Annotated in this window: 26 protein-coding genes and 1 other annotated feature; all 26 genes read right to left on the bottom strand. The window is 45.4% G+C overall.

Features of this window, described 5'->3' with window-relative positions:
- Nucleotides 1-98: 98 nt before the first annotated feature.
- The gene (gene sufB, locus ACOMA8_RS03055; protein ID WP_161898961.1) at nt 99-1,490 is read right to left on the bottom strand and encodes a Fe-S cluster assembly protein SufB; all 1,392 of its coding nucleotides are present in this window, start codon (nt 1,488-1,490) and stop codon (nt 99-101) included.
- A gap of 25 nt (nt 1,491-1,515) precedes the next feature.
- The gene (gene sufU, locus ACOMA8_RS03050; protein ID WP_421368403.1) at nt 1,516-1,992 is read right to left on the bottom strand and encodes a Fe-S cluster assembly sulfur transfer protein SufU; all 477 of its coding nucleotides are present in this window, start codon (nt 1,990-1,992) and stop codon (nt 1,516-1,518) included.
- Complete coding sequence (locus ACOMA8_RS03045) at nt 1,979-3,217, bottom strand: cysteine desulfurase (protein ID WP_421368401.1); 1,239 nt, start codon at nt 3,215-3,217, stop codon at nt 1,979-1,981. The genes sufU and ACOMA8_RS03045 overlap by 14 nt, the downstream gene beginning before the upstream one ends.
- Nucleotides 3,214-4,500, bottom strand: a complete 1,287-nt coding sequence (sufD, locus tag ACOMA8_RS03040; protein ID WP_421368398.1) for a Fe-S cluster assembly protein SufD — start codon at nt 4,498-4,500, stop codon at nt 3,214-3,216. The genes ACOMA8_RS03045 and sufD overlap by 4 nt, the downstream gene beginning before the upstream one ends.
- A 13-nt stretch (nt 4,501-4,513) precedes the next feature.
- A complete protein-coding gene (gene sufC, locus ACOMA8_RS03035) occupies nt 4,514-5,284 on the bottom strand; it encodes a Fe-S cluster assembly ATPase SufC (protein ID WP_161898912.1) in 771 nt (256 codons plus the stop codon).
- A 460-nt stretch (nt 5,285-5,744) separates the two neighbouring features.
- Nucleotides 5,745-6,551, bottom strand: a complete 807-nt coding sequence (proC, locus tag ACOMA8_RS03030; RefSeq protein ID WP_421368396.1) for a pyrroline-5-carboxylate reductase — start codon at nt 6,549-6,551, stop codon at nt 5,745-5,747.
- Between the two features lie 174 nt (nt 6,552-6,725).
- Nucleotides 6,726-7,604: a LysR family transcriptional regulator gene (locus ACOMA8_RS03025; protein WP_421368394.1), complete on the bottom strand. Its 879-nt coding sequence runs from the start codon at nt 7,602-7,604 to the stop codon at nt 6,726-6,728.
- A gap of 119 nt (nt 7,605-7,723) precedes the next feature.
- Entirely contained in the window at nt 7,724-8,677 is a 954-nt protein-coding gene (gene hemC / locus ACOMA8_RS03020; protein ID WP_421368392.1) for a hydroxymethylbilane synthase, read from the bottom strand.
- Nucleotides 8,667-9,668 carry a uroporphyrinogen-III C-methyltransferase gene (gene cobA, locus ACOMA8_RS03015; RefSeq protein ID WP_421368390.1) on the bottom strand — a complete coding sequence of 334 codons (1,002 nt, stop codon included), beginning with the start codon at nt 9,666-9,668 and terminating at the stop codon, nt 8,667-8,669. The genes hemC and cobA overlap by 11 nt, the downstream gene beginning before the upstream one ends.
- 98 nt (nt 9,669-9,766) lie before the next feature.
- Nucleotides 9,767-10,594 carry a MurR/RpiR family transcriptional regulator gene (locus ACOMA8_RS03010; RefSeq protein ID WP_421368387.1) on the bottom strand — a complete coding sequence of 276 codons (828 nt, stop codon included), beginning with the start codon at nt 10,592-10,594 and terminating at the stop codon, nt 9,767-9,769.
- A gap of 303 nt (nt 10,595-10,897) precedes the next feature.
- Entirely contained in the window at nt 10,898-12,184 is a 1,287-nt protein-coding gene (locus ACOMA8_RS03005; RefSeq protein ID WP_421368385.1) for a PTS sugar transporter subunit IIC, read from the bottom strand.
- A gap of 134 nt (nt 12,185-12,318) precedes the next feature.
- Complete coding sequence (locus tag ACOMA8_RS03000; RefSeq protein ID WP_421368382.1) at nt 12,319-13,848, bottom strand: DUF4127 family protein; 1,530 nt, start codon at nt 13,846-13,848, stop codon at nt 12,319-12,321.
- Nucleotides 13,849-13,909: 61 nt separating this feature from the next.
- On the bottom strand, nt 13,910-14,716 hold the full coding sequence (locus ACOMA8_RS02995) for a Cof-type HAD-IIB family hydrolase (protein ID WP_421368380.1): 807 nt from the start codon (nt 14,714-14,716) through the stop codon (nt 13,910-13,912).
- A 9-nt stretch (nt 14,717-14,725) separates the two neighbouring features.
- Nucleotides 14,726-15,421, bottom strand: a complete 696-nt coding sequence (locus ACOMA8_RS02990; RefSeq protein WP_161898903.1) for an N-acetylmannosamine-6-phosphate 2-epimerase — start codon at nt 15,419-15,421, stop codon at nt 14,726-14,728.
- A gap of 45 nt (nt 15,422-15,466) precedes the next feature.
- On the bottom strand, nt 15,467-15,652 hold the full coding sequence (locus tag ACOMA8_RS02985) for a hypothetical protein (protein ID WP_421368378.1): 186 nt from the start codon (nt 15,650-15,652) through the stop codon (nt 15,467-15,469).
- A 201-nt stretch (nt 15,653-15,853) separates the two neighbouring features.
- Nucleotides 15,854-16,879, bottom strand: a complete 1,026-nt coding sequence (gene asrC, locus ACOMA8_RS02980; RefSeq protein ID WP_421368375.1) for a sulfite reductase subunit C — start codon at nt 16,877-16,879, stop codon at nt 15,854-15,856.
- Between the two features lie 13 nt (nt 16,880-16,892).
- Entirely contained in the window at nt 16,893-17,747 is an 855-nt protein-coding gene (gene asrB, locus ACOMA8_RS02975; RefSeq protein WP_421368373.1) for an anaerobic sulfite reductase subunit AsrB, read from the bottom strand.
- Entirely contained in the window at nt 17,740-18,801 is a 1,062-nt protein-coding gene (gene asrA, locus ACOMA8_RS02970; protein WP_421368370.1) for an anaerobic sulfite reductase subunit AsrA, read from the bottom strand. Before asrA ends, asrB begins: the two co-directional genes overlap by 8 nt.
- 288 nt (nt 18,802-19,089) lie before the next feature.
- Nucleotides 19,090-19,902 (bottom strand): Cof-type HAD-IIB family hydrolase, encoded by an 813-nt coding sequence (locus ACOMA8_RS02965; protein WP_421368368.1) that lies wholly within the window; start codon nt 19,900-19,902, stop codon nt 19,090-19,092.
- Nucleotides 19,903-20,007: 105 nt separating this feature from the next.
- The gene (locus ACOMA8_RS02960) at nt 20,008-20,889 is read right to left on the bottom strand and encodes an ABC transporter permease (protein WP_421368366.1); all 882 of its coding nucleotides are present in this window, start codon (nt 20,887-20,889) and stop codon (nt 20,008-20,010) included.
- Nucleotides 20,886-21,830, bottom strand: coding sequence for an ABC transporter ATP-binding protein (locus ACOMA8_RS02955; protein WP_421368364.1), 945 nt, complete (start codon nt 21,828-21,830; stop codon nt 20,886-20,888). Before ACOMA8_RS02955 ends, ACOMA8_RS02960 begins: the two co-directional genes overlap by 4 nt.
- Before the next feature lie 213 nt (nt 21,831-22,043).
- Entirely contained in the window at nt 22,044-22,247 is a 204-nt protein-coding gene (locus tag ACOMA8_RS02950) for a hypothetical protein (protein WP_421368361.1), read from the bottom strand.
- Between the two features lie 269 nt (nt 22,248-22,516).
- Nucleotides 22,517-22,882 carry a 50S ribosomal protein L7/L12 gene (gene rplL, locus ACOMA8_RS02945; protein WP_161898897.1) on the bottom strand — a complete coding sequence of 122 codons (366 nt, stop codon included), beginning with the start codon at nt 22,880-22,882 and terminating at the stop codon, nt 22,517-22,519.
- A 61-nt stretch (nt 22,883-22,943) separates the two neighbouring features.
- Nucleotides 22,944-23,447 (bottom strand): 50S ribosomal protein L10, encoded by a 504-nt coding sequence (gene rplJ / locus ACOMA8_RS02940; RefSeq protein WP_161898896.1) that lies wholly within the window; start codon nt 23,445-23,447, stop codon nt 22,944-22,946.
- 156 nt (nt 23,448-23,603) lie between these two features.
- Nucleotides 23,604-23,728, bottom strand: a sequence feature (ribosomal protein L10 leader region).
- A 78-nt stretch (nt 23,729-23,806) separates the two neighbouring features.
- Nucleotides 23,807-24,496 carry a 50S ribosomal protein L1 gene (rplA, locus tag ACOMA8_RS02935; RefSeq protein WP_161898895.1) on the bottom strand — a complete coding sequence of 230 codons (690 nt, stop codon included), beginning with the start codon at nt 24,494-24,496 and terminating at the stop codon, nt 23,807-23,809.
- A 104-nt stretch (nt 24,497-24,600) separates the two neighbouring features.
- Nucleotides 24,601-25,023 (bottom strand): 50S ribosomal protein L11, encoded by a 423-nt coding sequence (rplK, locus tag ACOMA8_RS02930; protein WP_161898894.1) that lies wholly within the window; start codon nt 25,021-25,023, stop codon nt 24,601-24,603.
- Nucleotides 25,024-25,171 lie beyond the last annotated feature (148 nt).

The following is a 25,171-nucleotide window of genomic DNA, read 5'->3' as shown; positions in this document are numbered from 1 at the left end:
TATCATTCGCCAAAAAAAGGAGCACTACCAAAAGGCAGCACTCCTTGATTTTAAAAAATAGTAGTGAATGGCAGCTTTAATGTTGGAATTTTTTGTGATTAACCCACAGACCCTTCCATTTCCATACTAATCAGTCGGTTCATTTCGACTGCGTATTCCATTGGAAGTTCTTTGGTGAATGGTTCGACAAAGCCCATGACGATCATTTCTGTAGCCTCTTGTTCACTGAGGCCACGGCTCATTAGGTAGAAGAGTTGGTCTTCGGAGATCTTGGAGACCTTGGCTTCGTGTTCGAGAGTGACGTCGTGATTTAAGATTTTGTTGTAAGGAATCGTGTCAGATTTCGACAGGTCATCCATGATGATGGTGTCACATTCGATGTGGGACTTGGAACCAGCGGAGTTTTCACCGAAGCGGACTTCCCCACGATAATCGACTTCCCCACCATCTTTGGAAATTGATTTGGAGATGATTGTTGACGAGGTGTCTTCCGCATTGTGAATCATGCGGGCACCATTATCTAAGACGATGCCTTTTCCGGCAACTGCGATACTCAGCATTGTGCCACGAGCACCGCGACCGTTCATATAGACACTTGGGTATTTCATTGTAACTTTGGAGCCCAGGTTGCCGTCCACCCATTCCATCGTGGCGTTTTCGTATGCAACACCGCGCTTGGTTTCAAGGGAATAAACGTTATTGGACCAGTTTTGGATGGTAGTATAGCGCATGTAGCCATCTTTTTTAACAAAAACTTCTACCACTGCTGCGTGTAGTGAGTCGCTAGAATAGGTCGGTGCGGTACAACCTTCCACGTAATTGATGCTGGCGCCTTCGTCTACAATGATCAGTGTCCGTTCAAACTGGCCGGTATTTTCGGCGTTAATTCGGAAGTAGGACTGGATTGGAATATCGGTGCGAACACCTTTTGGTACGTAGATAAAGGTACCGCCAGACCAAGCTGCCGAGTTTAGGGCCGCTAGTTTATTGTCTTTTGGTGGCACAAGAGTCCCAAAGTATTCTTTGAATAGTTCTGGGTATTCCTTCAACGCCGAATCTGTATCGGTGAAGATGATGCCCAACTGTTCAAATTCTTCTTTCATGTTATGGTAGACCACTTCTGATTCATATTGAGCAGAAGCGCCGGCCAGATACGCACGTTCCGCTTCTGGAATTCCCAGACGTTCAAAGGTGTTTTTGATGTCTTCTGGTACGTCATCCCAGCTGCGGGCCTTGCGATCGGAAGACCGGATAAAGTAATTAATCTTGTCAAAATCCAGTTCGCTGAGGTCAGGACCGTATTTGGGCATTTCCATCTCATTGAAGGTTTTCAATGATTGCAGACGGAAGTCCAACATCCATTCCGGTTCATCTTTGGCAGCGGAAATCTGGCGGATAACTTCTTCTGAGAGACCGTCACCTGTGGTAAAAACCGGTTTGATGTCATCATGAAAGCCGTATTTGTATTCTTCTGAATCAGGTAAAATCATATCAGCCATTGTGCTGTTTCACTCCTTACTCTTCGTCGTGGCGGTGGATATGGCCGCTGTCGGCAACACCGTCTGTTTCATTGACCGCTTTGTTCAAGGCTTTCCAGGCCAAGGTAGCACATTTGATACGGGTGGGAAATTTGGCCACTCCGGCTAACACTTCCGCTTCTCCAAGGCGTTCAGCGTCTGGAACGTCTTTGCCTTGGACGAGGTCAGAAAACAATAGGGTCAGGTCGCTGATTTCCTCCACTTTTTTGCCGATGACCGCGTCTGTCATCATAGAGGCACTGGCAGTGGAGATAGAGCAGCCGGAGCCGTCGAAGGCGATGTCTTGGATAACGCCATCTTTGACTTCCACTTCCAGATGGATCACGTCGCCACAGGTGGGATTGTTCATTTCTACAGTCAAGGTGGATTTGCCGAGACTGCCGTGATGATGAGGATGACTGGAGTGATCCAGAATCACTTGGCGGTAGAGATTGTCGAGTTTAGATAGGGCCATGTTGGAAAAACTCCTTTGTCGCAAGGATGGCGTCGACTAAGCGGTCGGCGTCCTCTTTGGTATTGTAAAAATAAAAACTGGCGCGGGCTGTTGCCGGTACTTTCAGATAGTTCAGCAGCGGTTGCGCGCAATGGTGACCTGCCCGCACAGCGACGCCTTCCATATCCAGAGCAGTGGCCACATCATGGGGATGCAGACCTTCCAGATTAAAGGCAATTACGCCGGTATGGTGGGCCGGATCTTGGGGACCGTAAACTGTCAGTCCGTCAATAGCCAACAGTTTTGGCAATGCGTAGTCTACCAGACTTTGTTCGTACTCATGAATAGTTTGCATCCCGATAGCCGTCAGGTAGTCAATGGCTGCACCTAATACGATGCCACCGGCAATGTTGGGCGTTCCAGCTTCAAATTTCCAAGGCAGCTCTTTCCAAGTGCTGTCATAGAGATTGACGAAATCAATCATTTCGCCGCCAAATTCCACCGGCTCCATCCGGTCCAACCATGCCCGTTTGCCATAAAGGACGCCGATTCCGGTAGGCCCGCACATCTTATGACCGGAAAAGGCATAAAAATCACAGTCTAATGCTTGGACATCCACTGGCATGTGGGGCGTGGATTGGGCCCCGTCAATCACCATAATCCCACCATTTTCGTGAGCCAACTGTGTCAACTCAGCGACAGGATTGATTACGCCTAATACGTTTGAAACGTGGGCAATGGCGACAATTTTGGTTTTAGGGCCAATCTTGCGGCGCGCATCTTCTAAATCTAAAAACCCGTCGGCCGTCACGTCTATATAGACCAGCTTGGCTTGTTTTCTAGCTGCGAGCTGTTGCCAGGGGATGATATTGGAGTGATGCTCCATATAAGAAATAACAATCTCGTCTCCCGCTTCCACAAAGGCATCCCCAAAGCTTTTGGCAATCCAGTTTAGGCTAGTGGTAGTGCCGCGAGTGAACAACACTTCGGCACTTTCTTTGGCATTGATGAAACGGCGAACTTTTTCCCGCGCGCCTTCATAAGCGTGGGTTGCTCGTTCGGCCAACGTATGCACCCCACGGTGAACGTTGGCATTGTCGTGTTGGTAATAAGCCGTCAGAGCATCGAGGACGGCCTGCGGTTTTTGGGTTGTAGCAGCATTATCCAGATAGACCAGTGGTTCATCGTTCACCAATTGGTCTAAGATGGGAAATTCCCGGCGCAGTTTTGCAGCATCTAGTGTCATGCTTCCAACTTCCCTTCAATCACATCGATAAATTCCTTTTGCGCTTCTTTCATTGGAATTGCGGTAATCACCGAGCCCAAGAAGCCACGAATTACGAGACGTTCGGCTTCTTCTTTGTGAAGACCGCGGCTCATAAGGTAATACATTTCATCCGAGTCTACTCGACCAACAGAAGCAGCGTGACCGGCAGTAACCTCATTTTCGTCGATCAACAAGATTGGATTAGCATCACCGCGGGCACCATCAGAAAGCATCAAAACCCGGCTTTCTTGTTGAGCGTCTGCTCCTTTGGCACCCTTAATGATATGGCCGATGCCGTTGAAAACCAGCGTTCCATGGTCACGAATAACGCCGTGCTGCAGGATGTGGCCAATTGAGTTCTTACCGAAGTTGGTGACTCGAGTATCGATTGCTTGTCGTTGTTCACCACCGGAAATTGCGACTACTTTGATTTCCGAATGCGCGCCGTCTCCTACCAAATCTGTGTCAAAGTCAGCGATAACATCGCCATCGTTCATGACTCCCACGGCCCAATCCACCATTGCATCTCGCATGATGTGGCCACGACGGTTCAAATAGGTCGTTAAATTTTTTCCTAAACGATCAATCGCAGAATATTTCACCTGTGCGCCATTTTTGGCAATGACTTCCACTACGATATTGGCAGCAACCGGTTGGTTATTTCCTGGATCAGATGAGAATCTTTCTAAATAAGTAAACTGACTGTTGGTTTCTGCCACAATCAGGACATGATGGAAGAAATGGCTGTTGCCGTTTTGGTTAAACAATGCTTCAATAGGCTGTTCCACTACGACATTTTTCGGCACATATAAGAAAGCACCGCTGTTCAAAAAGGCCAAGTGAGCGGCAGTCAGCTTGTCTTCATCAGGTTTTACTGCTTTGGTCATGAAGTATTCTTGTACCAACTCGCTATGCTCTTTCATAGCTGAAAACAGGTCTGTGAAGATTACACCTTGATCCAATAATTCTTGCGGCAATTGTTGGGCTACCGTGAGACTCCCGTATTGTACCAGCAACGGGTGGTCGTGCATTTCGTCAAAGCCGATGACACCTACTGTATCAGGTAGGCTGTCGTTTTCCATGGTGTCGCCGTCTATAGCCAAAAGCGGCCAATCGTTGTATTTCACCTGATCAATCCGCGGCAACCGCAGTTCATCCACTTGTGCCAGTGCCGCTTCTCGCAGCGCCAACATCCAAGCTGGTTCTTCCTGAGTGGCAGAGAACATTTTCACGGCGGAAAGATGGTCTTTCAATTGTGTCATGTCAAATGCCCCCTTACACTTCTTCTTTGTATTCGATACCTAATTCTTCACTGATGCCTGCATAGCCTTCAGCTTCTAGACGCCGAGCTAAATCAGCATCACCGGTCAATACGACACGGCCGTCCATCATAATATGCACCACATCTGGTGTGATGTAATTCAACAATCGTTGGTAATGGGTGATGATCAAGGCGCCAAAGTCAGCACCACGCATTTCATTGACCCCTTTAGCAACAACTTTCAAAGCATCAATGTCCAAGCCGGAGTCGATTTCGTCCAAAATAGCGAATTTTGGTTCCAGCATCAACAGTTGCAGGATTTCATTGCGCTTCTTTTCACCACCGGAAAAGCCTTCATTCAAATAACGTTCTGCCATTTCTTCAGGCATGTTCAACAGGTCCATCTTTTTATCTAATTTCTTCAAAAATTGCATAACACTCAGTTTGTCATCTTCTTCTCGCTTGGCATTGATCGCTGCTCTCATGAATTCAGCGTTGGTGATGCCAGGGATTTCAGATGGGTATTGCATCGCTAAAAACAGACCTAAGCGAGCCCGTTCGTCGACTTCCATCTCCAAAACATTTTCGCCATCCAGCAAAATTTCGCCCTCGGTTACTTCATAGTTGGGATTGCCCATGATAGCTGCCGATAAAGTGGATTTACCGGTGCCATTTGGTCCCATGATAGCGTGAATTTCGCCAGTATTAAGAGTCAAGTCTACTCCTTTTAAAATCTCTTTGTCTTCGATGGACACGTGCAGGTTTTTGATTTCTAACGTTGACATGATTTTCCCTCCATTATGAGTCTAGCTTACCGCTGAGACTGATGGTCTGGTTGCGGTGGATGACTCTTTCATTCTCATTCATTTTACGCTAATTGAGAATGATAAGCAACGAGTCGTGATTTTTATTATTATCCTTTAATGCCGCTGAGGAGAGAAGTTTTCTGCTTGTGAATAAAAGCCACCTTACTTAAATACAATGGTACACTCCCTAACACTTGCAAGAGTAAGCGCTTTTCATTAAAATCTTTCTTGATTGGCGCTGTAGCAAGCGATTCACTAGATCACTAGCAGTCATCATTCTCCGTTTTCTTGTGACAACTCATAGCGAGGTGCTACTAAAGCTTGTTCAGTTTTTTGCGAGCACACTGAAAATTATTAATGCAAGCTTAATCTTTTTTTGATAACACAAAAAAATCCGTCGCCTCGTGTGAAGTAAGGCGACGGATTCGTCATATTTTTATTATTTTTCACCCAGCTCGTGATTCTTTTTGGCGGCAGCAGCAACCGCATTGATGACAGCGGATCGAAAGCCGTTATCTTCTAGCACTTTGACCGCAGCAATCGTGGTGCCACCTGGTGAAGTGACCATGTCTTTTAAAGCTCCGGGGTGCTGTTTGGTCTCCAATACCATCTGGGCTGCGCCTAAAACAGTCTGGGCTGCAAACTCATAGGCTTGCGGGCGTGACATGCCTTCTAAGACCGCCCCATCGGCTAAAGCTTCAATGAACAAATACACGTAAGCCGGTGCGGAACCAGAAACCCCCACCACAGCATCAATTTGCGCTTCTGGCACCACCTCAGCTTTGCCAAAGCTACGAAAAACAGCTAAAACTTGTGTCAGCTCTATTTCATTGACTGCGTCATTTGGTGTAACAGACGACATCCCAGCCCCCACCAAGGCAGGCGTATTCGGCATCACTCGTACCACTTTGCGAGGAACGTTACCTAAAAAATTCTGGATATCAGCCAATGAACCCCCTGCAGCTACAGAGATGATTACGGTTTCTTGATTTAGTAATGGCGAAAGTTCTTCTGCTACTTTGGGTAGGATATGCGGCTTCACACCCAAAACCAGCAGCTGGCATGTGGCAAGTTCTGCTAAACTTTTGACGGCAGTAATTCCCAGCTCGTCAGCTAAGTCTGTGGCCACTTTGGTCGTACGATTGTAGATCAAAATGTCTTTTTTAGCGTACAACTCCGCGCCGGCTAAGCCCCGCACCATAGCTCGTCCCATATTGCCAATACCAATAAATCCAATTTTTGTCATCTTTTTTCCCCCAATATTTCCGGCAAACCCATGAGTTACCACAAAATTTCTTTACATCCAGTTTGCACCAAAATCTACGGAACGTCCACTGTCGGAGATTTCTTGAATCCTACCAAACTGTCTCTTTTCCTATATCTTTTGATTAGTCACCGTTTTCGTAGTAAACGTGCTGAATTATTCTGTTGCAAACAGGTCATAGTTGGCTAAAATCCGTTCAACTGCGGCATTGGAGCGCTTATAGATGAAATACATCTCCGGTGCCGGCAGTGGTGTTTCAAAGGTCAACTCCGTCAATCCCCCAGTAACCAGCTCCTTTTCTACGGAGGAGCGATACAAAAAACTAATGCCCAATCCATTAGCAACAAAGTCTTTGATTACCTGATAGTTGCCCAGATGACTACAAGTCAGCTCCGTTAATGGCAAATCGTGGGCCAATAGCAATTTTTCAACTAGACGACCTAAGCCCGAACCGACTTCCCGAGTAATCAAGGGATACTCCCGTAGCGCCTCCCACCTGACGATGGTTTGTTGTGCCAAAGGATGAGTCGGTGCAGCAACGGCTACTAATGGTTCACAACGAAACAGGCGGTGCTGAAATTCTTTGTGATCAAATTGCCCTTCCACAAAGGCACAATCGACTTGATCCAAATTGAGATCTCGCAGTAATGTTCGGGTATTTTCCACAACCAGATTCAGCTGCGTTTTAGGAAAACGCTGCAACAACTTCATCAATGGTTGGGCAATCAGAAAATTGCCAATGGTAAAGGTACAAGCCAGATCAATATTCAAAGGCAGATCATCATCAAAAAGAGACTGTAGCCCCAGCTCCCCTTCCTTTTTCATATGAGCGACCAACTGATACAAATAATGCCCGGCTTCTGTCAAATACAGGTGCTTTTGCTTATACTCAAACAGTGTCACACCCAGTCCATCTTGCAGCTGAGCGATGTGTTTGGAGACAGCCGGTTGCGTCAAATTCAAGCGGCGGGCTGCCTCTGTATAATTTAATGTTTCGCACACTACCAAAAAAGTCAGATAATGATAATCCAGCATGCTCTCACACTCCTGTCGGTTCCTTTTAAGCAGATACACCAGCTGTAATGCGTATAAATAAAGCCGAAACTCCCGCCGTTTCAAGCACCTTGTCAAGTGAAGAAATAGATTAGTCAGGCTTATTTGGGCAAAAAATCAGCCTGCTTACGGATTTTTTCGGCCACTGTTTTTCCAAGCATCTCTGGTATTATCTGATGCTCATCAATTTCGTGCCGGTAAACTTCTGACTGAATTTCAATGACTTTGCCGGTTGCTTCATCTCCCAGCTGACCGGTGAAGAGCAGCTTTTCTCGTGCTTCAGCCTTATCATACCGGGCATACCCGGCCAATGGGACATTACACCCCAAACCAAATACCGCCAAAAAAGCGCGTTCGCAGGTTACTGCTTGTCGCACTGGCAAATCATCAATCTTCTGTAGCAGCTCCGCTTCCACTGCGTTTTCTCTGCATTCCACTGCGATGGCACCTTGTCCCACTGCCGGCAAAAATGTAGTCTTTGGCAAGGGAAATTCTGTCAGTCCCCGTTCTTTTACAGGCAGCCCATACCGCCTAAGCCCAGCTTGGGCCATAATAATTCCGTCGTACTCGCCAGAAGCCAGCTTATCAAGTCGCGTATCGATATTGCCCCGCAATGGGACCAGCTTTAGATCCGGTCGCTGTGCTCCTAATTGGAATCGACGGCGACGACTGCTCGTCCCCACTACTGCACCTGTCGGTAAGTCTGCCAAGCTGTCGTAAGGTCCCCGCAATATCAGGCTGTCTCCTACTGGCATTCGCTGTGGAAAAGCACCTAGTGTCAGCCCCAGCGGTTCCACCGAGGGTAAGTCTTTGGCGCTATGAACAGCCATATCGATTTCTCCGGTCAACAGTGCTTCTTGGATGGCTTTGACAAAGACTCCCTGACCACCCATTTTCACCAAATCCGTCTTACGGTCCAGATCTCCTCGGGTTTCCAGCAGCACTTTTTCAAAATGCTTGTCAGGGTATGCCTCTTGCAGTCGAGCAATGACATAATCTGCTTGAATTTGTGCCAACTTACTTTTTCGGGTGCCAATCCGGTAATCAGTTTTCATGCTTGTCCTCCAATACTTCTGTCAAAAACGCCTGATAAGCCGCTGCCGCAGTTTGGCTGGCATATTCCATCTGGACTTGTGAATCTGCCAGATACTCCGGCAAAAGCCGCCGATGAAGTGTGTCAAACCGCGAATCTGCTGCCGCTCCCACCATCACTGGGTAAAGGTCTGCACCGGCATCTGTGAAATCCAACAGCTGATCGAAACTCAGGGGCGTATCTGTCACTAAGACCAGGCGCTGCCCAAAGCGAGGCAGCTCTTCAAACCAGGAAGGTTCTGCCGCCTGTGCTGCAGTAGGACCGACAATAATCAATGCTGGGTTGCTTAAATGTGCATCAGCCACTTTTTCGACAATATCCGCCAACGTTCCCACTGCTTTTTTTTGACGACCCCACGTTCCCCACTGAAGAACAGCCACTGGTATACTGGGAGCCACTTCTTGTTGCAATAAAATTGCAATCAGCTCTGCCAATTGTTCCATTCCCATATAGACAACCACCGTTCCGCCGGCGGCAATCTGCGCCAATGGTTCTGCTGCAAACTCCTGCAACTGTGCAGTCGGTGTGGCGATTAAACACTTTTCTGCCAAATGGCGATGGGTCACTGCAAAGCCGGCATACAAAGAGGCCCCGCTGGCACTGGTGACTCCTGGATAAACCTCATAGGATACACCAGCTTGGGTCAGTGCCGCCATTTCTTCTCCTACTCGGCCAAAAAAGCCGGGATCGCCGCCTTTTAAACGCACCACCTCTTTGCCGGCCTGTGCTGCTTTAATCATTGCCGCTTCGATTTCCTCTTGTTTCATGGCATGATGCGCCGGTTCTTTGCCGACAAATACCAGTTCTGCGCTTTTTGGTGCCAAATAAAGCAGCAAAGGGTTCATCAATCGGTCATAAAAGACGATATCGGCCTTTTCCAATGCCCGTCGTCCTTTAATGGTTAACAATGCTGGATCACCGCTACCGGCTCCCACAAGATACACTTTGGTCATAACAATTTGCCCTCTTTTCAATAAAAATCCCCTCAGCCGCCCTTATGAGCAATGCAACAGGTCCGTTTTTCTCTTAGCTTGTTCACTTAGGCATCTGTTTACATTTCTTGGATACGTTTCATCAATACTTCGTTAGTCATCAGCCGATACTGATGGTAGTATTCTGGATCCAGCTCAACGACGGCACGCATCAAAATATCAATGAGGTACAGCTGATTGACAGCTGCAGCAAAGGAACCCGCATCCGACTGGTATTCTTTAGAAGAAGCAATCAAGGCAACATCGCTGAGGGTTGCCACCTTGGAGCCCAGAAAGTTGGTGATAGCGACCACTTTGCTGCCGTGTTTTTGGGCTAGTTCTATATTGGTGATGACCTCTGTTGTATTGCCAGAGGTACTGACAGCCAAAGCGACATCTGCAGCTGTCATAAACGCAGAATTGATACTTTGTAAGTGACCGTCTTGTACAAATTCCACAAATTTTCCCAACCGCTTCAGGCGATTAGCCAACTGTTCAGCAATAATACCTGAATTTCCCACCGCAAATAGTACCACACGGCTGGCACCATGGATCAGCTCTGCCGCCTTGCCCACACTCTCAGCTTCTATCAGATTTCTAGTATCCAGTAAAGACTGCTGGTATTGATTGAAGACTTTGTCAAAATCGTTGTCTTCCACCAAATTCTGATCTTTTTCGGCAGTGGCCAGACTTTTAGCCAACTCGAATTTCAAATCCTGATAGCCACCAAAGCCGACTTTGCGGGCAAAACGAACGATTGTGCTCTCCCCAACACCAGCCATCATGGAAAACTCATTGAGAGACATCTTCTGCACCTCATCGGGGTTGGCTAAAATACTTTGTGCAACCTTTTTTTCCGACTTGCTCAAAGACGGAAAGTAGCTGCTAATCATCGGCAACAGTTCCATGTCACTCCTCCTGTCTTAGCTGACTCAAACATCAACTGCTGCTTATATTATAGATTTTTCGACCATAAAAAGAAAGATGACACCACCATCTCCCCATAAATGATTTCAGAACACCATCAGCTTCTGTCATTTCCCACCTAAAATTTTCCCCTTAAAAAAGCTTTTTCCGCAAAGAAAACTTGCGTAAAAAATCCCGCAACCCGACTTTAACCCTTTGCTCTATGCTTAATAAGGCGATATATAATTTACTAACAAAAAAACCTCCATCGCACACTTGGTACAAGGGAGGATTTTTCACTTTTACTAGAATTTTTCTTTATTTGTCATCCGGACAAAGGGCAAGTAAATCACTACGCCGATTGCTAGTAAGATCACTTGCAGCAGCGCCGCTTTCCAATCTCCGTTTGTTGCCAGATAGCCAGAGATCACAGGTGGTGTGGTCCAAGGAATCAGCGCTGAGGTTTTAGCAATAATTCCCATGCTGGTGGCAAAGTAAGCAATTGTTGTGGTCACCGTTGGAACTAAGATCAGCGGGATTCCCAACAGTGGATTGAATACTACTGGCAACCCAAACATCAATGGTTCACTAACATTAAACAACGAAGGAATCAAGCCGACTTTGGTGATGGAGCGGTAGTCTTCTCGTTTAGAACCGATGAAGATAGCGATGACTAAGCAGAAGAGCATCCCGCCGCCCCCCATCCAGGCAAATGAATCTAAGAAAGGTTTGGTTACGATATTTGGTAGCTCAGCATTATTTTTCAGTGCATCCATATTTTCTTGAATGGCTGTCAGCATAACAGGTTCACCGATTGAACCCAGAATGAATGTACCGTGCAGTCCGAATGCCCACAACAGGTTACACAAAAAAACATATACTAGGATGCCTCCCAACGATTGAAATGAAGCCATCAGTGGGGCTTGGAAAAACTTCGCAATCAGTGTTGGAATATCCGATTTCACAGTCCACACAATCACTACTTCTAACAATCCGATGATCGTGGTCACGAGAAATGCCGGAATTAAAACATTGAAAGATTTTGCAATTGAAGGTGGCACACTTTCATGCATCCGAATCTTCAACTTGTCCATATTAGAAAATTTCACGAGTAATGTCACTGAAAGCAAAGTAGCAATAATCGCCAAAAACATCCCTGTAGCGCTTGTCTGGGCCTGGGTTAAGACGGACCCGGCAGTGAAACTTTCCCCATTTACATCCGTCAGCGCAACTTGCGCCGGCAATACGAGCACAAATGATACAATCCCCATGACAGCTCCGAACAATCCATCATGATTGTAGCTCGCTGCGAGCTTATAGCCAATCGTAGCTGCGATTAAGATAGCCAAAATTCCCAATGAAGCATTGTAAACTTGATTGCCCAAATCCATCCATTTTGCCGCTGCAGTCACATTCTTCAAAAGACCATTTGTAGGGCTCAAAAGTAAATTGTTCACCAACACCCAAAAAGATGCGATGATTGTCAGTGGAATCAAAGCCACAAAGCCATCACGAATGGCAGCAATATGCCGCTGACTTGAAAACTTGTTGGCAAAAACCAACATTTTGTTCACGATACTGTTGTTTTCCATTTTCTTTCCTCCATCGTTGCCTGTTTTAGAAACTATCTAATTGCCAAAGCAGCTGACAATAGCAACCGCTTCGTAAAACCCATTGCCCCCCTTTCCCACCCTAACCTTCAGGTGGGAAAGGATTCTGTAAATACTTATTTCTCTGCTAGTGTCAGCTGACAGTTGCACTCAAACATTCGCTTCCAAGGAAACGACAATTCTTTGAATACCAGCGCTTTGTCCTTGAAGCTGTTTTTCAGCCAACGCTCCCCGCATTTCAGCAATTCGGCTTTGACGTATGCTGTCACTTGCTCCTCGTTACCGGCAATATCGAAATAATTTTTTCCAAGACCAGGCAGCAGCTTCTCAGTCGTCTGTCGCCGCACCAATGCCTGGTAAAACACATCTTCGTATAAGCTGCTCACTAAATTATCCAACTGATGACGATTCAAAGACTCCTGATTTGTAGCAAAAGTCAGTCCACACAAAGCGCTACCCAGTGAATTGCAATTGGTATTCCAGGCTTTATAACAAGCCAAGTGCTCCAGCAGTCCCCACTTATCTAACAGTCTCACCAATTCTAAATCCCCGCCATTGGCATAGGCACTGTCGCAAATACCCACTGGCTTTTTCAAAGACAGATCATCTTTGATTTCTTGCAAGAAGGTTAGCAGATGACGATAAGAGTCATAGGTCACATCCTTTTGGGTTACTTGATCCCAAGACTCTTGCATCACTTTTCCCGGTGTGTTGTAGGCCAAGATTACATCGGCTTCTTCTCGGTTGGTAGTCAGTCTCATCCCCGCAGCCATCACGTGCGCTTTGAGGCTTTCATTAATGATGCGATCTTCGTATAACGGAACTAACGTTGGCCCCAATGTTGACGAAAAGTGAACAAAGAGCTTAGGTGCTTTTTGTTGATAATCATTGTATCCTCGGGCTAGCAAGGTAAAGCCCACTTCATCCGCCCCTGGGTAGACCATAATTTGATCCTTGAGATTTTTTTCGCTAATCGCACCATAAACTTTTTTCTGATCGATAGCCGTATATCCATAAGGCGCAGAATCATCTTGTGGAATGGCAAGAAAATCAATTATTCCTGCTTCAACTAGACGAACATGTAATAAATCAGCTGCCACATTGAACTCTCGCCGCCCTTCGTAGTCTTCGATGAAGCTAGTCGGAATCGTATTTTGCAACTGTACTAACTCAGCAGCTTCTTTTTCTGATAAGCCTTCTCGTTGTTGTTTGTCCTGCAGCCAGCCATGGCGAAAAATTTTGGCACCGTATGCTTCGTAGTAGTCCGGCTCTTCGTCAGCGCTATCATATTTTGGCGTGCGCATAATCAAATTGGAAAAATACAGCTTGAGCTTAGGATTTTCCATCTTTAACTGCCGAATTTTTTCTTCATAAGAATGTAGCTCAGACATCGGTAAATGATGCAGTCGCGATGCCAGTAAACCACCGTATAACAGCATTTCTGCTGATATAACCGCATAATCAGCATCTGCTACAGCCTGCTCTAAAAACTGCCAAATTTCCTCTCGGTTACCAGCTATTTTTTTGTACCCCATCAAAGATTTTGGTAGCGACATACAATCAACATCACCTTTAGCCGTGATTGTGCGGATTGGGTAATCGGTATTGCAGGGGCGTTCGTCCAAGGGGATATATACGATTTTCATAGGAACCTCCTGTTTATAAGTTTCAAAGGGACTGGGTATTTGTTGCTCACGTCAGTCATCATTATGCTGGTTGGCCGCTTGATTCGTGATACAGCTTTTCGACGATTTCACCGACATTCTTGGCATAATCTTTAGCTTGTGCTCGGATTTCCGCCGGTGCTTTTTGAACTGCATAAGAGTGGTCTGCTACGGTAAACATCGTGACGTCGCTCTCTGCATCACCGGCAACGTAAGTATTTTCGGGAGCTACTGCCAATCTGACCATCACATCTTTCAATGCGGCCCCTTTAGACACTTTGTTTGAGAAGACTTCCAATGACGAGGGACTGGTCATAACGATATTGACTTTGCCAATTCCTAGCCGCGCCTCAATCTGTTGACGGATTACGTCAAAGGTTTCTTTATCTCCGAAAGTCAGGTAGATGGTGGGATTTTTTTCTGTTTCTCCCACAAAGGTTGGCAAATCCTCAATAATAATAGAGGAATCCACGAACTCCGCCACATTCTCTGGGTCTCTTGGGCTAGGAAACAGGCGGTTTTTAGCGTTGGACACTTCTGTACGCAACCCCATTCCAAAGATTGCCTCGTTCAGCTTAGGAATATAACTTGAAGGAATTGTTTCACATGCAACGAGCTGATTCTTTCGATCATAAACTACCGCGCCATTTTGACTAATACGGTAATCACTTTCAAAGCCCAGCTGTTTTTCTACATACTTAATATCCGTGTCCATGCGTCCGGTACAGATTACAAAGTGACCGCCATCTTGGCAAAACTGCTTAATCCATCGCAAGCTTTCTTGGTCAATCTGACCTTTTTCATCCAACAAGGTACCATCTAAATCGCAAACCAGTAATTTATCTTTCATCTATGTCTCTCATTTCTCTTTTTTTATCTTTGCCTCACCAGCAGCGGCGGTGTATCTTCTGGTAATCAGCTGTGGTCGGGTAATGATGGAGCCGACGACAACCGCATGGGCACCAAGTTCCAAGGCTTTCGTGACCTGTACAGGAGCATCCGTATGACCTTCCATGATGACAGGTACGGAGACAGCTTCAATCATAGCTGCCAATAATTCAAAATCTGGCGTGTCCGTTTTTTTAGAATAAGGGGTGTAGCCAGCCAATGTCGTTGAAACGATATCAAAACCGATCTTTTCGCAGGCAATCGCTTCTGCCAATGTCGAACAATCCGCCATCGCTAATCTACCAGCAGCATGGATCTGGGCCACTAAATTAGCAGTCTGTTCGTCATGAGGCCGTTTTTGTTTGGTACCATCCAAAGCAATGATTTCTGCCTTCGTGGTCAATAATTCTGCAACTTCTTTAGCAGTCGCGGTAATGTAAACATCTGAGTCTGAATAATCGCGTTTGATAATACCAATCACTGGTAAGGACACCTGCTTTTTGATTTCATCAATATCCACGACGGAATTTCCCCGTATCCCCACTGCACCGCCTTCTTTAGCAGCCAATGCCATACGTCCCATGATAAAAGAGCTGTGGAGCGGTTCGTCTTCTAGTGCCTGACAAGAAACAATGACTCCACCATAGATTTGATCCAATACGTTCATTTTACTTCCTCGCTTCTCTTTTTGGTGTTAAGCTTCTTTTTCGAATTATTTATGGTGCAATACTACACCGCTTTTTTCCAAAAGTAAAGTGCAAACCAGCAATTTCTGAACTCGATTGTCATTTTTCATTGCAGCGATTTTTTCCGTACAAGAAAATTGGGCAGCTTTCTTTTCGTGTAAAGGCATAGATTCTCCAAAATCATTAACCCTCTCAACTTCCTTACCAGCCAAAAAATTACGCTCCAAAAGCAGTATCCGTCTATGTACTTCTCAGCTCTTCCTTTCAATAAAAAAGACACCTTCCCCAAAGAAAGGTGTCCTCTATCATTACCTGCCGCCGTCTTACTTGACTTATATCGTGAAATAGTCAGCCACGGTTGGTTAGGATGGCAAAAACAGCGACAGGTCCTTCATCCATTCAATCACTTCAAATCAAGGCGTAACGTTTAAGTGACGACTTAGAGGTTTCAAGTGGATATTGCTACGGTACTCTTGTTCAGCCCAATAAACGTTATCTGCAATTAATGCTTCTGGATTCAATTTCACTCCAGCTAGCATAAAGGTCTTGAAGTTGTGGTAACCTGCACGATCAATCAAATGCCCGCCGTGAAGGTATTCCACCTTGCCTTCCAATGCCATTTCGGAGAATTTTGGCCAGTTCTTAATAATCGCCAGCACGGCTTCCTCACTGAGCCAATTGGCAAACATCTTGCCCATCCGCGGGTATTGCTTTCCAGAGCGACCACCGATATAAATCTTATAAAAGACTTGCTCCTGCCGGGACCAAGCACCAGTTGGACACGCCGTAACACATTCTCCACAGCCAACACAGCAACAAATATCTTTGGCAACTCGGCCGTGGCCATCGGGTTCGAGAACTCCTGTGGCTACTTTTTGACATTTTCTTACACAAGCACCGCAGGAAATACAGCGGTCAGCATCATATACTGGCATGGTTACTCCCACGATCCCGATATCTTGAAATTGCGCTTTGGCACAATCATTGGGACAGCCCCCAACAGCAATTTTCACATGGTAGGGGTTAGGGTAGATTAGTTTTTCGATTTTATGAGCCATGTCCTGCGTATTGATGTTGGCCTTGATACAGTGGATGCCACCGACACAAGCTACGACATTGCGGGGACCGATATAAGGATAGCCGTCACGAGTATCCATTTTTACGCCGCACATCTTCTCTTCCATCTCGATGATGAAAGGTTCGATATATTTGTTGATAGCTGGCACCGATTTGGCTTTGATGCCGGGAATGTCAAAAGTCATTCGAGTGCCAATGTGAAAATCCCCATTGCCCCAAGTTTGACAGACGTGTTGGACCATCGCTAACCATTTGGCATCCATATAATTACCAGCACAGCGGAGTTGCAGCATGAACTCCCCGGGAATTTTCGACTGGCGGTAACACATTTGTCGAAGTTCTTTGATTTTGATATCTTCCATTTTGGTTCCCTCTCTAGTCGATTAGATTTTTAGCATAGGCATAATTGAAGACCGGTCCATCGACACACACATACGTTGCATCCATTCGACAATGGCCGCATTTTCCGATTCCGCAGGACATGTTCCGTTCATAAGAAACCCAGATTTTTTCATCAGGAATCCCGGCTTCCGCCAAGCTCAGTGTCGCAAATTTCATCATGACAGGCGGTCCCACGACGACACATTCATAATTTTCGCCAAAGTCTGCAAAGGGTACCTCAGCGACAAACTTCGTCACCAGACCGGTTTCCCAATCTTGATAAACGTCTTTGTCCAATGTATAAATTGCATGGAAATTTGGTGCTTTTCTCCATCTTTCCAGCGTTTCTCGAAACAGAATCGATTGGGCATCTTTAAAGCCAAAAATCAGATAAATTTCCCCGTATTGCGCTGGATTAGCGAAGAATTTTTCTACTAATGTCTTGATTGGCGCCACACCGGTACCACCGGCAATCACCAACACGTTCTTCTTGGCAAATTTTTCCAATGGCCAGCCGTGACCATATGCCCCACGCAGAAAGATCGTCTCTCCTTTACGCAATCCGAAAAGCGCATTGGTGACCCGACCGACACTCCGGATGGTAAAATCACACCAACCTGGACCATAACCGGAAACCGAAATCGGCGCTTCTCCTACTCGAGGGATAGACAGCTGCATAAATTGACCATCTTGAATTGGCAGCTGATTTTCCATTCGAAACGTCCATTCAGTGTCTGTTTCCTTGATGATTTCTATGATTTTGTGAGGTGTGGGCAACACTGGATTATGGGGAGGAATCATGGTCGCCACACTTTCGGCAGAGTGAAGCTTATGGTGCATTTCAGACATGGAATGGCACTCCTTCCTTGATTTCTTGGCGGATTTCGATCAGAGCTGCGTTGATATTGGCTAATGTCTGGGAATAACTGATCAACTCGGGGCAATCCGCATCGCAACGACCACAGCCAGTGCACATCGCCCCAGTATGGAAGCGGGCATCGTGTCCATAGACTTTATGAAGAATCTTGAAGCGATAGCGATCTTTGACAGTTTTACGGAAGCAATGGTCCCCGGCCATCGTATCAAATCCTGCAATCATACAAGAGGCACAACCGCGACGGCGCTCACCGACATTCTGGTTGTCACTATAAAAAATATCAGTCGTGGTGAAACAGGTGCATGTGTTGCAGGCGATAGTGCATTTCCCACAGGCGATGCAGCGTTTGTCGTATTCTTCCCACATGGGATGCACCCGCAGACGCTGGTATTCTTCTTGAGATTCAATCTGAGGAAAAGCGACCTTCAACTGATTTTCTTGTGGGAAGCTGACTTCAAACAACGTCTCCTGGGCATCACTAAAATACCCCTCAAACAATTCGGAATTCAGCTGAATTTTGGCACCGACTTCTGAAAATGCTACCCCAAAATCATGAATATCCGTGACATTGGTTCCTAGACTACAGCAAAAGCAACCGTCATATTGGTCATCACATTGCATCACTGCAAAGTGAGCTTTTTCTCGCAGCCGCTTGTAAAAATAATCTTGTTCCCCGCCATTTTCCAGAAAGATTTGGTCTTGAATCTTCACCGAATTCAAATCACACGCGCGACCGAAAATTAACAGTTCCCGTTCATCTTTCAACTTGGCTTCTTTAAAATCCTCTTCGGTAAAGTAAAACAACGTCTGACTCAACGGCGTCAGGACTTCCTTCATAGAAAAAATCGAGCGCTGCTGCCATTCGATCTCCTCATACTTAGTGACTTCTTTGTAAAGAATCGTATCGTCTAGTGCGTAGCGACCGCCATTGTGCAGCCGAGTTGGGGCGTAAATGGCATATTTTTCCGACAAGGCTTCAAAGAGAGTGTCCATCTCAGCAACTGTCAGTGCATAGCTCTTCGTCATAGTAGTGACTCCTTTGCGATTTCATTGTGATAATATGAACATATTTATTTGCATTCAACCGTCTTCTACATGACCGATCATAAGGGAATCCTTTAAAAATAAGAAATAATCATTCGTTATCCAACAATAACGCAGAGGAATACTTCACAAATCGCATTTTAGAGAATCGTTCTCAAATTACCGGTAAAACAAATAGCACAGCCATCCGCTTTGATAAAAAAGCTCTGACTGTGCTCTAATTGTATTTTTTATCACAAACTAATCGAAAAAGGTTCTCAGTTACCAGGACTACTTACTAGGCCACTTTTCACCTTCAAACAGTTGCAATGCCAGGCAGGCTTCCCAAATGCCATGCTCACTAACTTTGCTTGTGATATGCCCTGCTTTTTCCTTCAACGCTGACGCAGCATTGCCCATCGCAACCGGCATCCCCACCGTTTCAAACATGGCAAAATCATTTTCTTCGTCTCCAAAGGCTAGCGCTGCTGCAGCAGGAATCGCCAACTGCGCCAAAATCTCGTGAATTCCCGTTGCCTTAGAGACCTCAGCCAAATGAATATCTACAACTGTTGGCGCCACTTTTTCCACCTTTACTTCTGGTAACGACAATGTAATCTGAGAAGAATTTTCACTGTGGCAGATTACTTGGATGACATCTTGGGAGAATTCTCCGAGTTCAGCTAAAGAAGCAATATCCGTCACACCACCATCATTGTCTAAACTAGCCAAATCAGAAGAATACAGCTGATGAGGGGTTTCCACCAGATAAGGCAATCCCTGGGCCGTCAATTCTTGTTGAATGCTAGTCAAAATCTCCGCTCCCAGCCGATGGGTCACCAGTGTTTTTCCTTGATACACCACATGGGCGCCGTTCGATGAGATCACACTTTCAACTCCCAATTTTTCTGCCAATTGATGGATTGCTTGATAATTGCGGCCAGTCGCGATCACCGGCTCAATGCCGTTTTCTTTTAGCTTTCTCAGTGCTTGGCGCGCAGATTCAGGAATCCGTGCATAAATCCCCATAACTTGCGGCAACTCATTGTCCGCCAGCGTACCGTCAATATCGAAAAAAGCGATTTTGTAGTGAGGCTGTGACATCTTTTTTCCTCCTTGTTGGAAAGTACTTTTAGTTCAAGACAATAGGAAATCTATCCTCGAGAAACGACTGCATTTCCTTCCCTATTATTTTTTTTAAAATGACTCTTATATTTCTTTTTCTTTCCTACCCCAACTGGCTAAGAACAGCGCACCACCAATGATAGCCCAAATCAGCAAATAACAGATTGAAGTCAGCGTTGTGATTTCTCTTCCGTTAAACGTTAGATCTAACCCAATCATCCGTCGATACTCATCAATAAGAGCAGGTGGTGCGCCAGTGAAAACAATTTTTTGCGGGTCCTCACACAGGACACTCCGATACAGAGAAGACAGGTGAATAAATGGTAAAAACAAAATTCCTATTTGAACTGGCTCAGCTAGTGTTGTAACGGGGACATATAGTCCATTTACAAAACCAATCAAACTACCAATCAATAAACTAATCCCAGAATACGTTCGCATCGACCGGATTACGCTACAAACTGCCCCAAAAAGCAAAGCGCTGAACAAAGATGTTCCGAGAACTAGCACCAGTGTCAAAACACCCTTATCCCACGGAATCAGGTAGCCAGTACCTATATAAATACCAATTTGGTAAACAATAAAAGATAGTAAGCTGACCAATACGCCAATCGTCAGCGCTGACAATGCACTAGCCGCAGGATATGCTCTTCGACTCAGAGGTGAACTCCTAAAATCCATCATGAGGTGCTCCTCCCAATCAGAAATCATCGTACTATAAGCTCCTAAAACACTGGTCACAGTGGTTACCGAAAGCAGGCCTGCCAAAATCAAACTATGGACTAAATAGCTGGCCTCCTTCCCTCCTACCTGTGGAGCCTGTTCTTTTACAATCGCAATTTGGTTGTTTGCTAGAAACATGAAATATAAAAAAATAACAACTATTGCCCCCATGAGAGAATAAAAAACCCCCATCTTGTCTCGGAAATAGAGTTTAATAAAGCGAAAATACAGCGGTAGACTCATGATCGGACTCCCCTTTGTGCCGTCAGTGTCAAAAATACATCGTCAATTTTTCCCTGTCTTACTTCGAAGCTTTCATAAAATTGTCGATTATCTGTTAAAAACCCCAATGCATCAAAGGCTGGTGGACAGTAGATTGTCAGCCTTTCCCCTTCGCTCTCACTACGACACCCCGCGGGAAGCTTTTCTCTAATTGGCAGAGAAGTCTGATGCAACGTAATCACTGTCTGACTGTAACGGGATTTCAGTTCCGCTGGTGTTCCCTCAGCCATGATCCGTCCTTGATGCAGAACAACAATCTTGTCTGAGTGATCGGCCTCCTCCATATAGTGAGTCGTCAAAAAAACTGTCATTCCCAATTCCTTACGCAAATTTCGAATTGTTTCCCACAATATCTTTCGAGAAAGAGGATCTAACCCAGCAGTCGGCTCATCTAAAAACAAAATTTTAGGCTCATTCAGCAACGCTCGTACGATATCTGCTCGACGCTTTTGACCACCAGATAACTTACCATAAGGTCGTTCTAAAATTTCCGTGATTTGGATTAACTCACTTAGTTCCGCAATTTTTTGAGCCAGTGCTTTTTTCGATAGGGAATAAAAGCTACCCCTTATCTGCAAATTTTCTCTGACCGTCAACTTTTTATCCAGCAACCCTTGCTGAAAGACACAGCCGATTCGATTACGAATCTGCCCATCATCACGACCTGTAGAATACTTATCGATGATAATCTGGCCAGCATCTTTTTGAATCAACGTAGTTAACAGATTGATTGTCGTTGATTTACCAGCCCCATTTGACCCTAAAAAACTGAAGAAACTCCCTTCTTCCACACTGAAGGAAATATCATCCACTGCAACCCGATTGCCGTACTTTTTCAATAAATGAGTCACTTCAATGATAGCCGCCATATCTTCTCCTCTGACCTTTTGACTTTCCTCCATTATCTCATATCCACAAAAAATGACTTACTATTTTTTTAAACGGATAGCTACCTGCCACATTAGAAAACATAGATGGATTTTACTAGGCGAAAGAGTGTCACTTTTGTGTAGACTACTCCGGGAAAATAAAAAACGGTGCCTGCAGCTTTTAAGCCACTAGCACCGCCTACTGAGGGAGCAGCGATTTATCTGACACGCTAATCAAGATAGAAGTTAGCGTCGTCTGATAACTACAGCTGTTTCAGCCATTATCCAGACGACTGCAAATGATTGGACATATACCCCAGAGGTGCGCAAAAATTCCGGATGAAACAGCCAACTGACCAAAAGCAAGAGCACTGCGATAGGTAGCCAGATTTTCAATGCCAGCAAGAGACCTGCCAACAGATTTTGCTTCCAGTTTTTATTTTCTTTCATCAGAATTCCCCCCATTGCCATGATTCCCTCCAGTCTAACACGCCCCGTTGTCGAAGTCTAAAAAACTGCGGTTTAAAAAATTTCTGAAATAATTTTGCCTACCCATTACCGAATCCAGATTGACATATCGCACTACTCTTGCTGAAACTGACTTTTCTGAAACTGAGAAGGCAGAGTTACGCCTTAACTCTCTTCATTTTTGAGTTAAAGCAAAAAAGACCGGAAGCCTTGATTTAACAAGGTTTCCGGTCTTTTTAATCAGCGAGTGATTATTTAACTGTTACAGATGCGCCTACTTCTTCCAAAGCAGCTTTCAAAGCTTCTGCTTCGTCTTTAGAGATGCCTTCTTTAACAGCTGAAGGAGCGCCATCAACTACTGCTTTAGCTTCTTTCAAGCCCAAGCCAGTTGCTTCACGAACTGCTTTGATAACTTTAACTTTTTGGTCGCCAGCTGCAGTCAATTCAACTGTAAATTCAGTTTGTTCTTCAGCAGCAGCCGCAGGGCCAGCAGCAACAGCTACAGGAGCTGCAGCAGATACGCCAAATTCTTCTTCGATAGCTTTAACTAAGTCGTTCAATTCAAGGATTGTCGCGCCTTTCAGCTCTTCGACAATGTTTTCAATGTTCAATGCCATGATTGATTTCCTCCATTTTAGGTAAGTTTTAGGTTGTGTTGCAGATCAAGCTACGCTGCGATTAAGCTGCGTCGCCTTCTTTTGATTCGATAACTGCGTTGACTGCGTATGCAACATTGCGGACTGGCGCTTGCAATACAGACAGCAACATAGAAAGGAGACCTTCGCGGTTTGGCAGTTTTGCCAGTGCGACCATTTCGTCGACTGTCGAAACTTTACCTTCGATGATACCACCTTTGATTTCCAAAGCTTTCGCGTCTTGTGCAAAATCGTTGACGATTTTCGCAGGTGCCACGACATCTTCATTGCTGATAGCAACGGCAGTCGGACCTGTGAATACTTCATCCAATCCTTCAAGACCTACTTGTTTGGCAGCGCGGGAAAGGATAGAGTTTTTGATAACTTTCATTTCCACGCCGTTGTCACGCAATTGTTTACGCAAACGAGTCACTTCGTCTACAGTCAAACCACGGTAGTCAACTACGACTACGGATGCGGCTGCTTGCAGTTTTGCAGCGACTTCGTCAACTAATTGCGCTTTTTTAGCGATAGCTGCTTCACTCATTTGTATTTCACCTCCAAGATTTGATGGGTTAGAGTCGTTTGTACATCGGCTGATACGGTCGTCGCAGACTAAATGCCTACTCGACTGCAAAGGGCACGCCCTTTTCGTCTCAGTGTGTTTGCTGCTATGAAGTTCCGAAAAATCGGCTACCAGTCGCAAACATACAAAAAAACCCTATGCCACCGTAGACATAGAGGGACCATTGACTGTTCTCAACGTTGTCCTCGGCAGGAAATTAAGGCTAGGCCACCTGCTGTCTTCGGTACAGTTAAACTTTAACCTTGACCACCTTATCATAGACAAGGCAGTCAAGTCAAGTTTAGTTTTTCATTTTTTCGTTAGGTATTGGCAGTCGCGGCTTAGAAAGAAGCAGCGTCTACGTGGATACCAGGTCCGAAAGTAGTTGTAATAGAAATGTTTTGCATGTAAACACCTTTAGCTGCTGAAGGTTTTGCTTTCACCAGGGTGTCGTGGATTGTTTTGAAGTTTTCTACCAATTTATCATTTTCAAATGATACTTTACCGATTGGCACGTGAATGTTACCAGCTTTGTCAACGCGGTAAGTTACTTTACCAGCTTTTACTTCGTTGATTGCTTTTGTAACGTCCATTGTAACTGTACCGGTCTTAGGGTTAGGCATCAAGCCTTTAGGACCCAAGACACGACCCAATTTACCAACTTCAGCCATCATGTCAGGTGTTGCAACAACTACGTCGAAATCGAACCAGCCGCCTTGGATCTTTTGAACCATGTCAGCTTCGCCTACGAAATCTGCGCCTGCAGCTTCAGCTTCTTTTGCTTTTTCGCCTTTTGCGAAAACCAAAACTTTTTGTGTTTTACCAGTACCGTTTGGCAGAACTACCGCGCCACGGATTTGTTGGTCCGCTTTTTTAGGGTCTACGTTCAGACGGTAAGCAACTTCAACCGTTGCGTCGAATTTTGCGATGTTTGTGTCTTTAGCCAATGCAACAGCTTCTTCTACAGCGTAAGCTTTTGTATTGTCAACTTTTTTCAATGCATCTTGCATTTTTTTGCTCTTTTTAGCCATTTTGTTTCCTCCTTGATGTGGTTATAACGGTAGAACCTCCCACGTCTTTCCATATCTTTCAATACAGAACCAACTGAGAAGCTACGTAATCGGGGTATTGTAGATTATTCTACAGTAATCCCCATGCTTCGTGCAGTTCCTTCGACCATGCGCATTGCTGCTTCAACGTCAGCTGCGTTTAGGTCTTCCATTTTCAACTCAGCGATTTCTTTTACTTGATCGCGAGTAACTTTAGCAACTTTGGTTTTGTTTGGTTCGCCTGAACCTTTTTCAACTTTAGCCGCTTTTTTCAGCAATACTGCTGCTGGCGGAGTTTTTGTTACGAAGGTGAATGAACGGTCTTCGTATACAGAGATCACTACTGGAATGATCAAACCTGCTTGGTCAGCGGTACGGGCATTAAATTCTTTTGTAAAGCCCATGATGTTAATCCCTGCTTGACCCAATGCAGGACCTACTGGGGGAGCTGGTGTTGCTTTCCCTGCAGGAATTTGCAATTTAACGAGTTTTTCTACTTTTTTTGCCACGAGACATACCTCCTTGAGTCCGTGATGTGGTTAATTGGAGATGAAGATTTCTCCTCCCACGTTGTGAAAACTTGGTGCTCATACGTGCGTGCGCCATGGCAACACAAACAGACGTGTTGACACACACCTGAATATTATAGCATCCTCT

It is taken from the genome of Enterococcus infantis (assembly GCF_049166715.1).
Classification (GTDB): domain Bacteria; phylum Bacillota; class Bacilli; order Lactobacillales; family Enterococcaceae; genus Enterococcus_C; species Enterococcus_C leclercqii.
This window is presented reverse-complemented; position numbering and strand designations above follow the sequence as displayed.

Excerpts from the sequence above, each read along its gene's own strand:
- asrB (WP_421368373.1), bottom strand. The coding sequence starts at position 17,747 with ATGTCTGAAATGCACCATAAGCTTCACTCTGCCGAAAGTGTGGCGACC.
- ACOMA8_RS02950 (WP_421368361.1), bottom strand. The coding sequence starts at position 22,247 with ATGAAAGAAAATAAAAACTGGAAGCAAAATCTGTTGGCAGGTCTCTTG.
- ACOMA8_RS03045 (WP_421368401.1), bottom strand. The coding sequence starts at position 3,217 with ATGACACTAGATGCTGCAAAACTGCGCCGGGAATTTCCCATCTTAGAC.
- sufD (WP_421368398.1), bottom strand. The coding sequence starts at position 4,500 with ATGACACAATTGAAAGACCATCTTTCCGCCGTGAAAATGTTCTCTGCC.
- ACOMA8_RS02955 (WP_421368364.1), bottom strand. The coding sequence starts at position 21,830 with ATGGAGGAAAGTCAAAAGGTCAGAGGAGAAGATATGGCGGCTATCATT.
- rplL (WP_161898897.1), bottom strand. The coding sequence starts at position 22,882 with ATGGCATTGAACATTGAAAACATTGTCGAAGAGCTGAAAGGCGCGACA.
- ACOMA8_RS03025 (WP_421368394.1), bottom strand. The coding sequence starts at position 7,604 with ATGCTGGATTATCATTATCTGACTTTTTTGGTAGTGTGCGAAACATTA.
- rplJ (WP_161898896.1), bottom strand. The coding sequence starts at position 23,447 with ATGAGTGAAGCAGCTATCGCTAAAAAAGCGCAATTAGTTGACGAAGTC.
- ACOMA8_RS03005 (WP_421368385.1), bottom strand. The coding sequence starts at position 12,184 with ATGGAAAACAACAGTATCGTGAACAAAATGTTGGTTTTTGCCAACAAG.
- ACOMA8_RS02995 (WP_421368380.1), bottom strand. The coding sequence starts at position 14,716 with ATGAAAGATAAATTACTGGTTTGCGATTTAGATGGTACCTTGTTGGAT.
- ACOMA8_RS03010 (WP_421368387.1), bottom strand. The coding sequence starts at position 10,594 with ATGGAACTGTTGCCGATGATTAGCAGCTACTTTCCGTCTTTGAGCAAG.
- ACOMA8_RS03000 (WP_421368382.1), bottom strand. The coding sequence starts at position 13,848 with ATGAAAATCGTATATATCCCCTTGGACGAACGCCCCTGCAATACCGAT.
- rplA (WP_161898895.1), bottom strand. The coding sequence starts at position 24,496 with ATGGCTAAAAAGAGCAAAAAAATGCAAGATGCATTGAAAAAAGTTGAC.
- sufC (WP_161898912.1), bottom strand. The coding sequence starts at position 5,284 with ATGTCAACGTTAGAAATCAAAAACCTGCACGTGTCCATCGAAGACAAA.
- ACOMA8_RS02990 (WP_161898903.1), bottom strand. The coding sequence starts at position 15,421 with ATGAACGTATTGGATCAAATCTATGGTGGAGTCATTGTTTCTTGTCAG.
- cobA (WP_421368390.1), bottom strand. The coding sequence starts at position 9,668 with ATGACCAAAGTGTATCTTGTGGGAGCCGGTAGCGGTGATCCAGCATTG.
- asrA (WP_421368370.1), bottom strand. The coding sequence starts at position 18,801 with ATGACGAAGAGCTATGCACTGACAGTTGCTGAGATGGACACTCTCTTT.
- asrC (WP_421368375.1), bottom strand. The coding sequence starts at position 16,879 with ATGGAAGATATCAAAATCAAAGAACTTCGACAAATGTGTTACCGCCAG.
- sufU (WP_421368403.1), bottom strand. The coding sequence starts at position 1,992 with ATGGCCCTATCTAAACTCGACAATCTCTACCGCCAAGTGATTCTGGAT.
- ACOMA8_RS02965 (WP_421368368.1), bottom strand. The coding sequence starts at position 19,902 with ATGTCACAGCCTCACTACAAAATCGCTTTTTTCGATATTGACGGTACG.
- hemC (WP_421368392.1), bottom strand. The coding sequence starts at position 8,677 with ATGAAAACTGATTACCGGATTGGCACCCGAAAAAGTAAGTTGGCACAA.
- ACOMA8_RS02960 (WP_421368366.1), bottom strand. The coding sequence starts at position 20,889 with ATGAGTCTACCGCTGTATTTTCGCTTTATTAAACTCTATTTCCGAGAC.
- proC (WP_421368396.1), bottom strand. The coding sequence starts at position 6,551 with ATGACAAAAATTGGATTTATTGGTATTGGCAATATGGGACGAGCTATG.
- sufB (WP_161898961.1), bottom strand. The coding sequence starts at position 1,490 with ATGATTTTACCTGATTCAGAAGAATACAAATACGGCTTTCATGATGAC.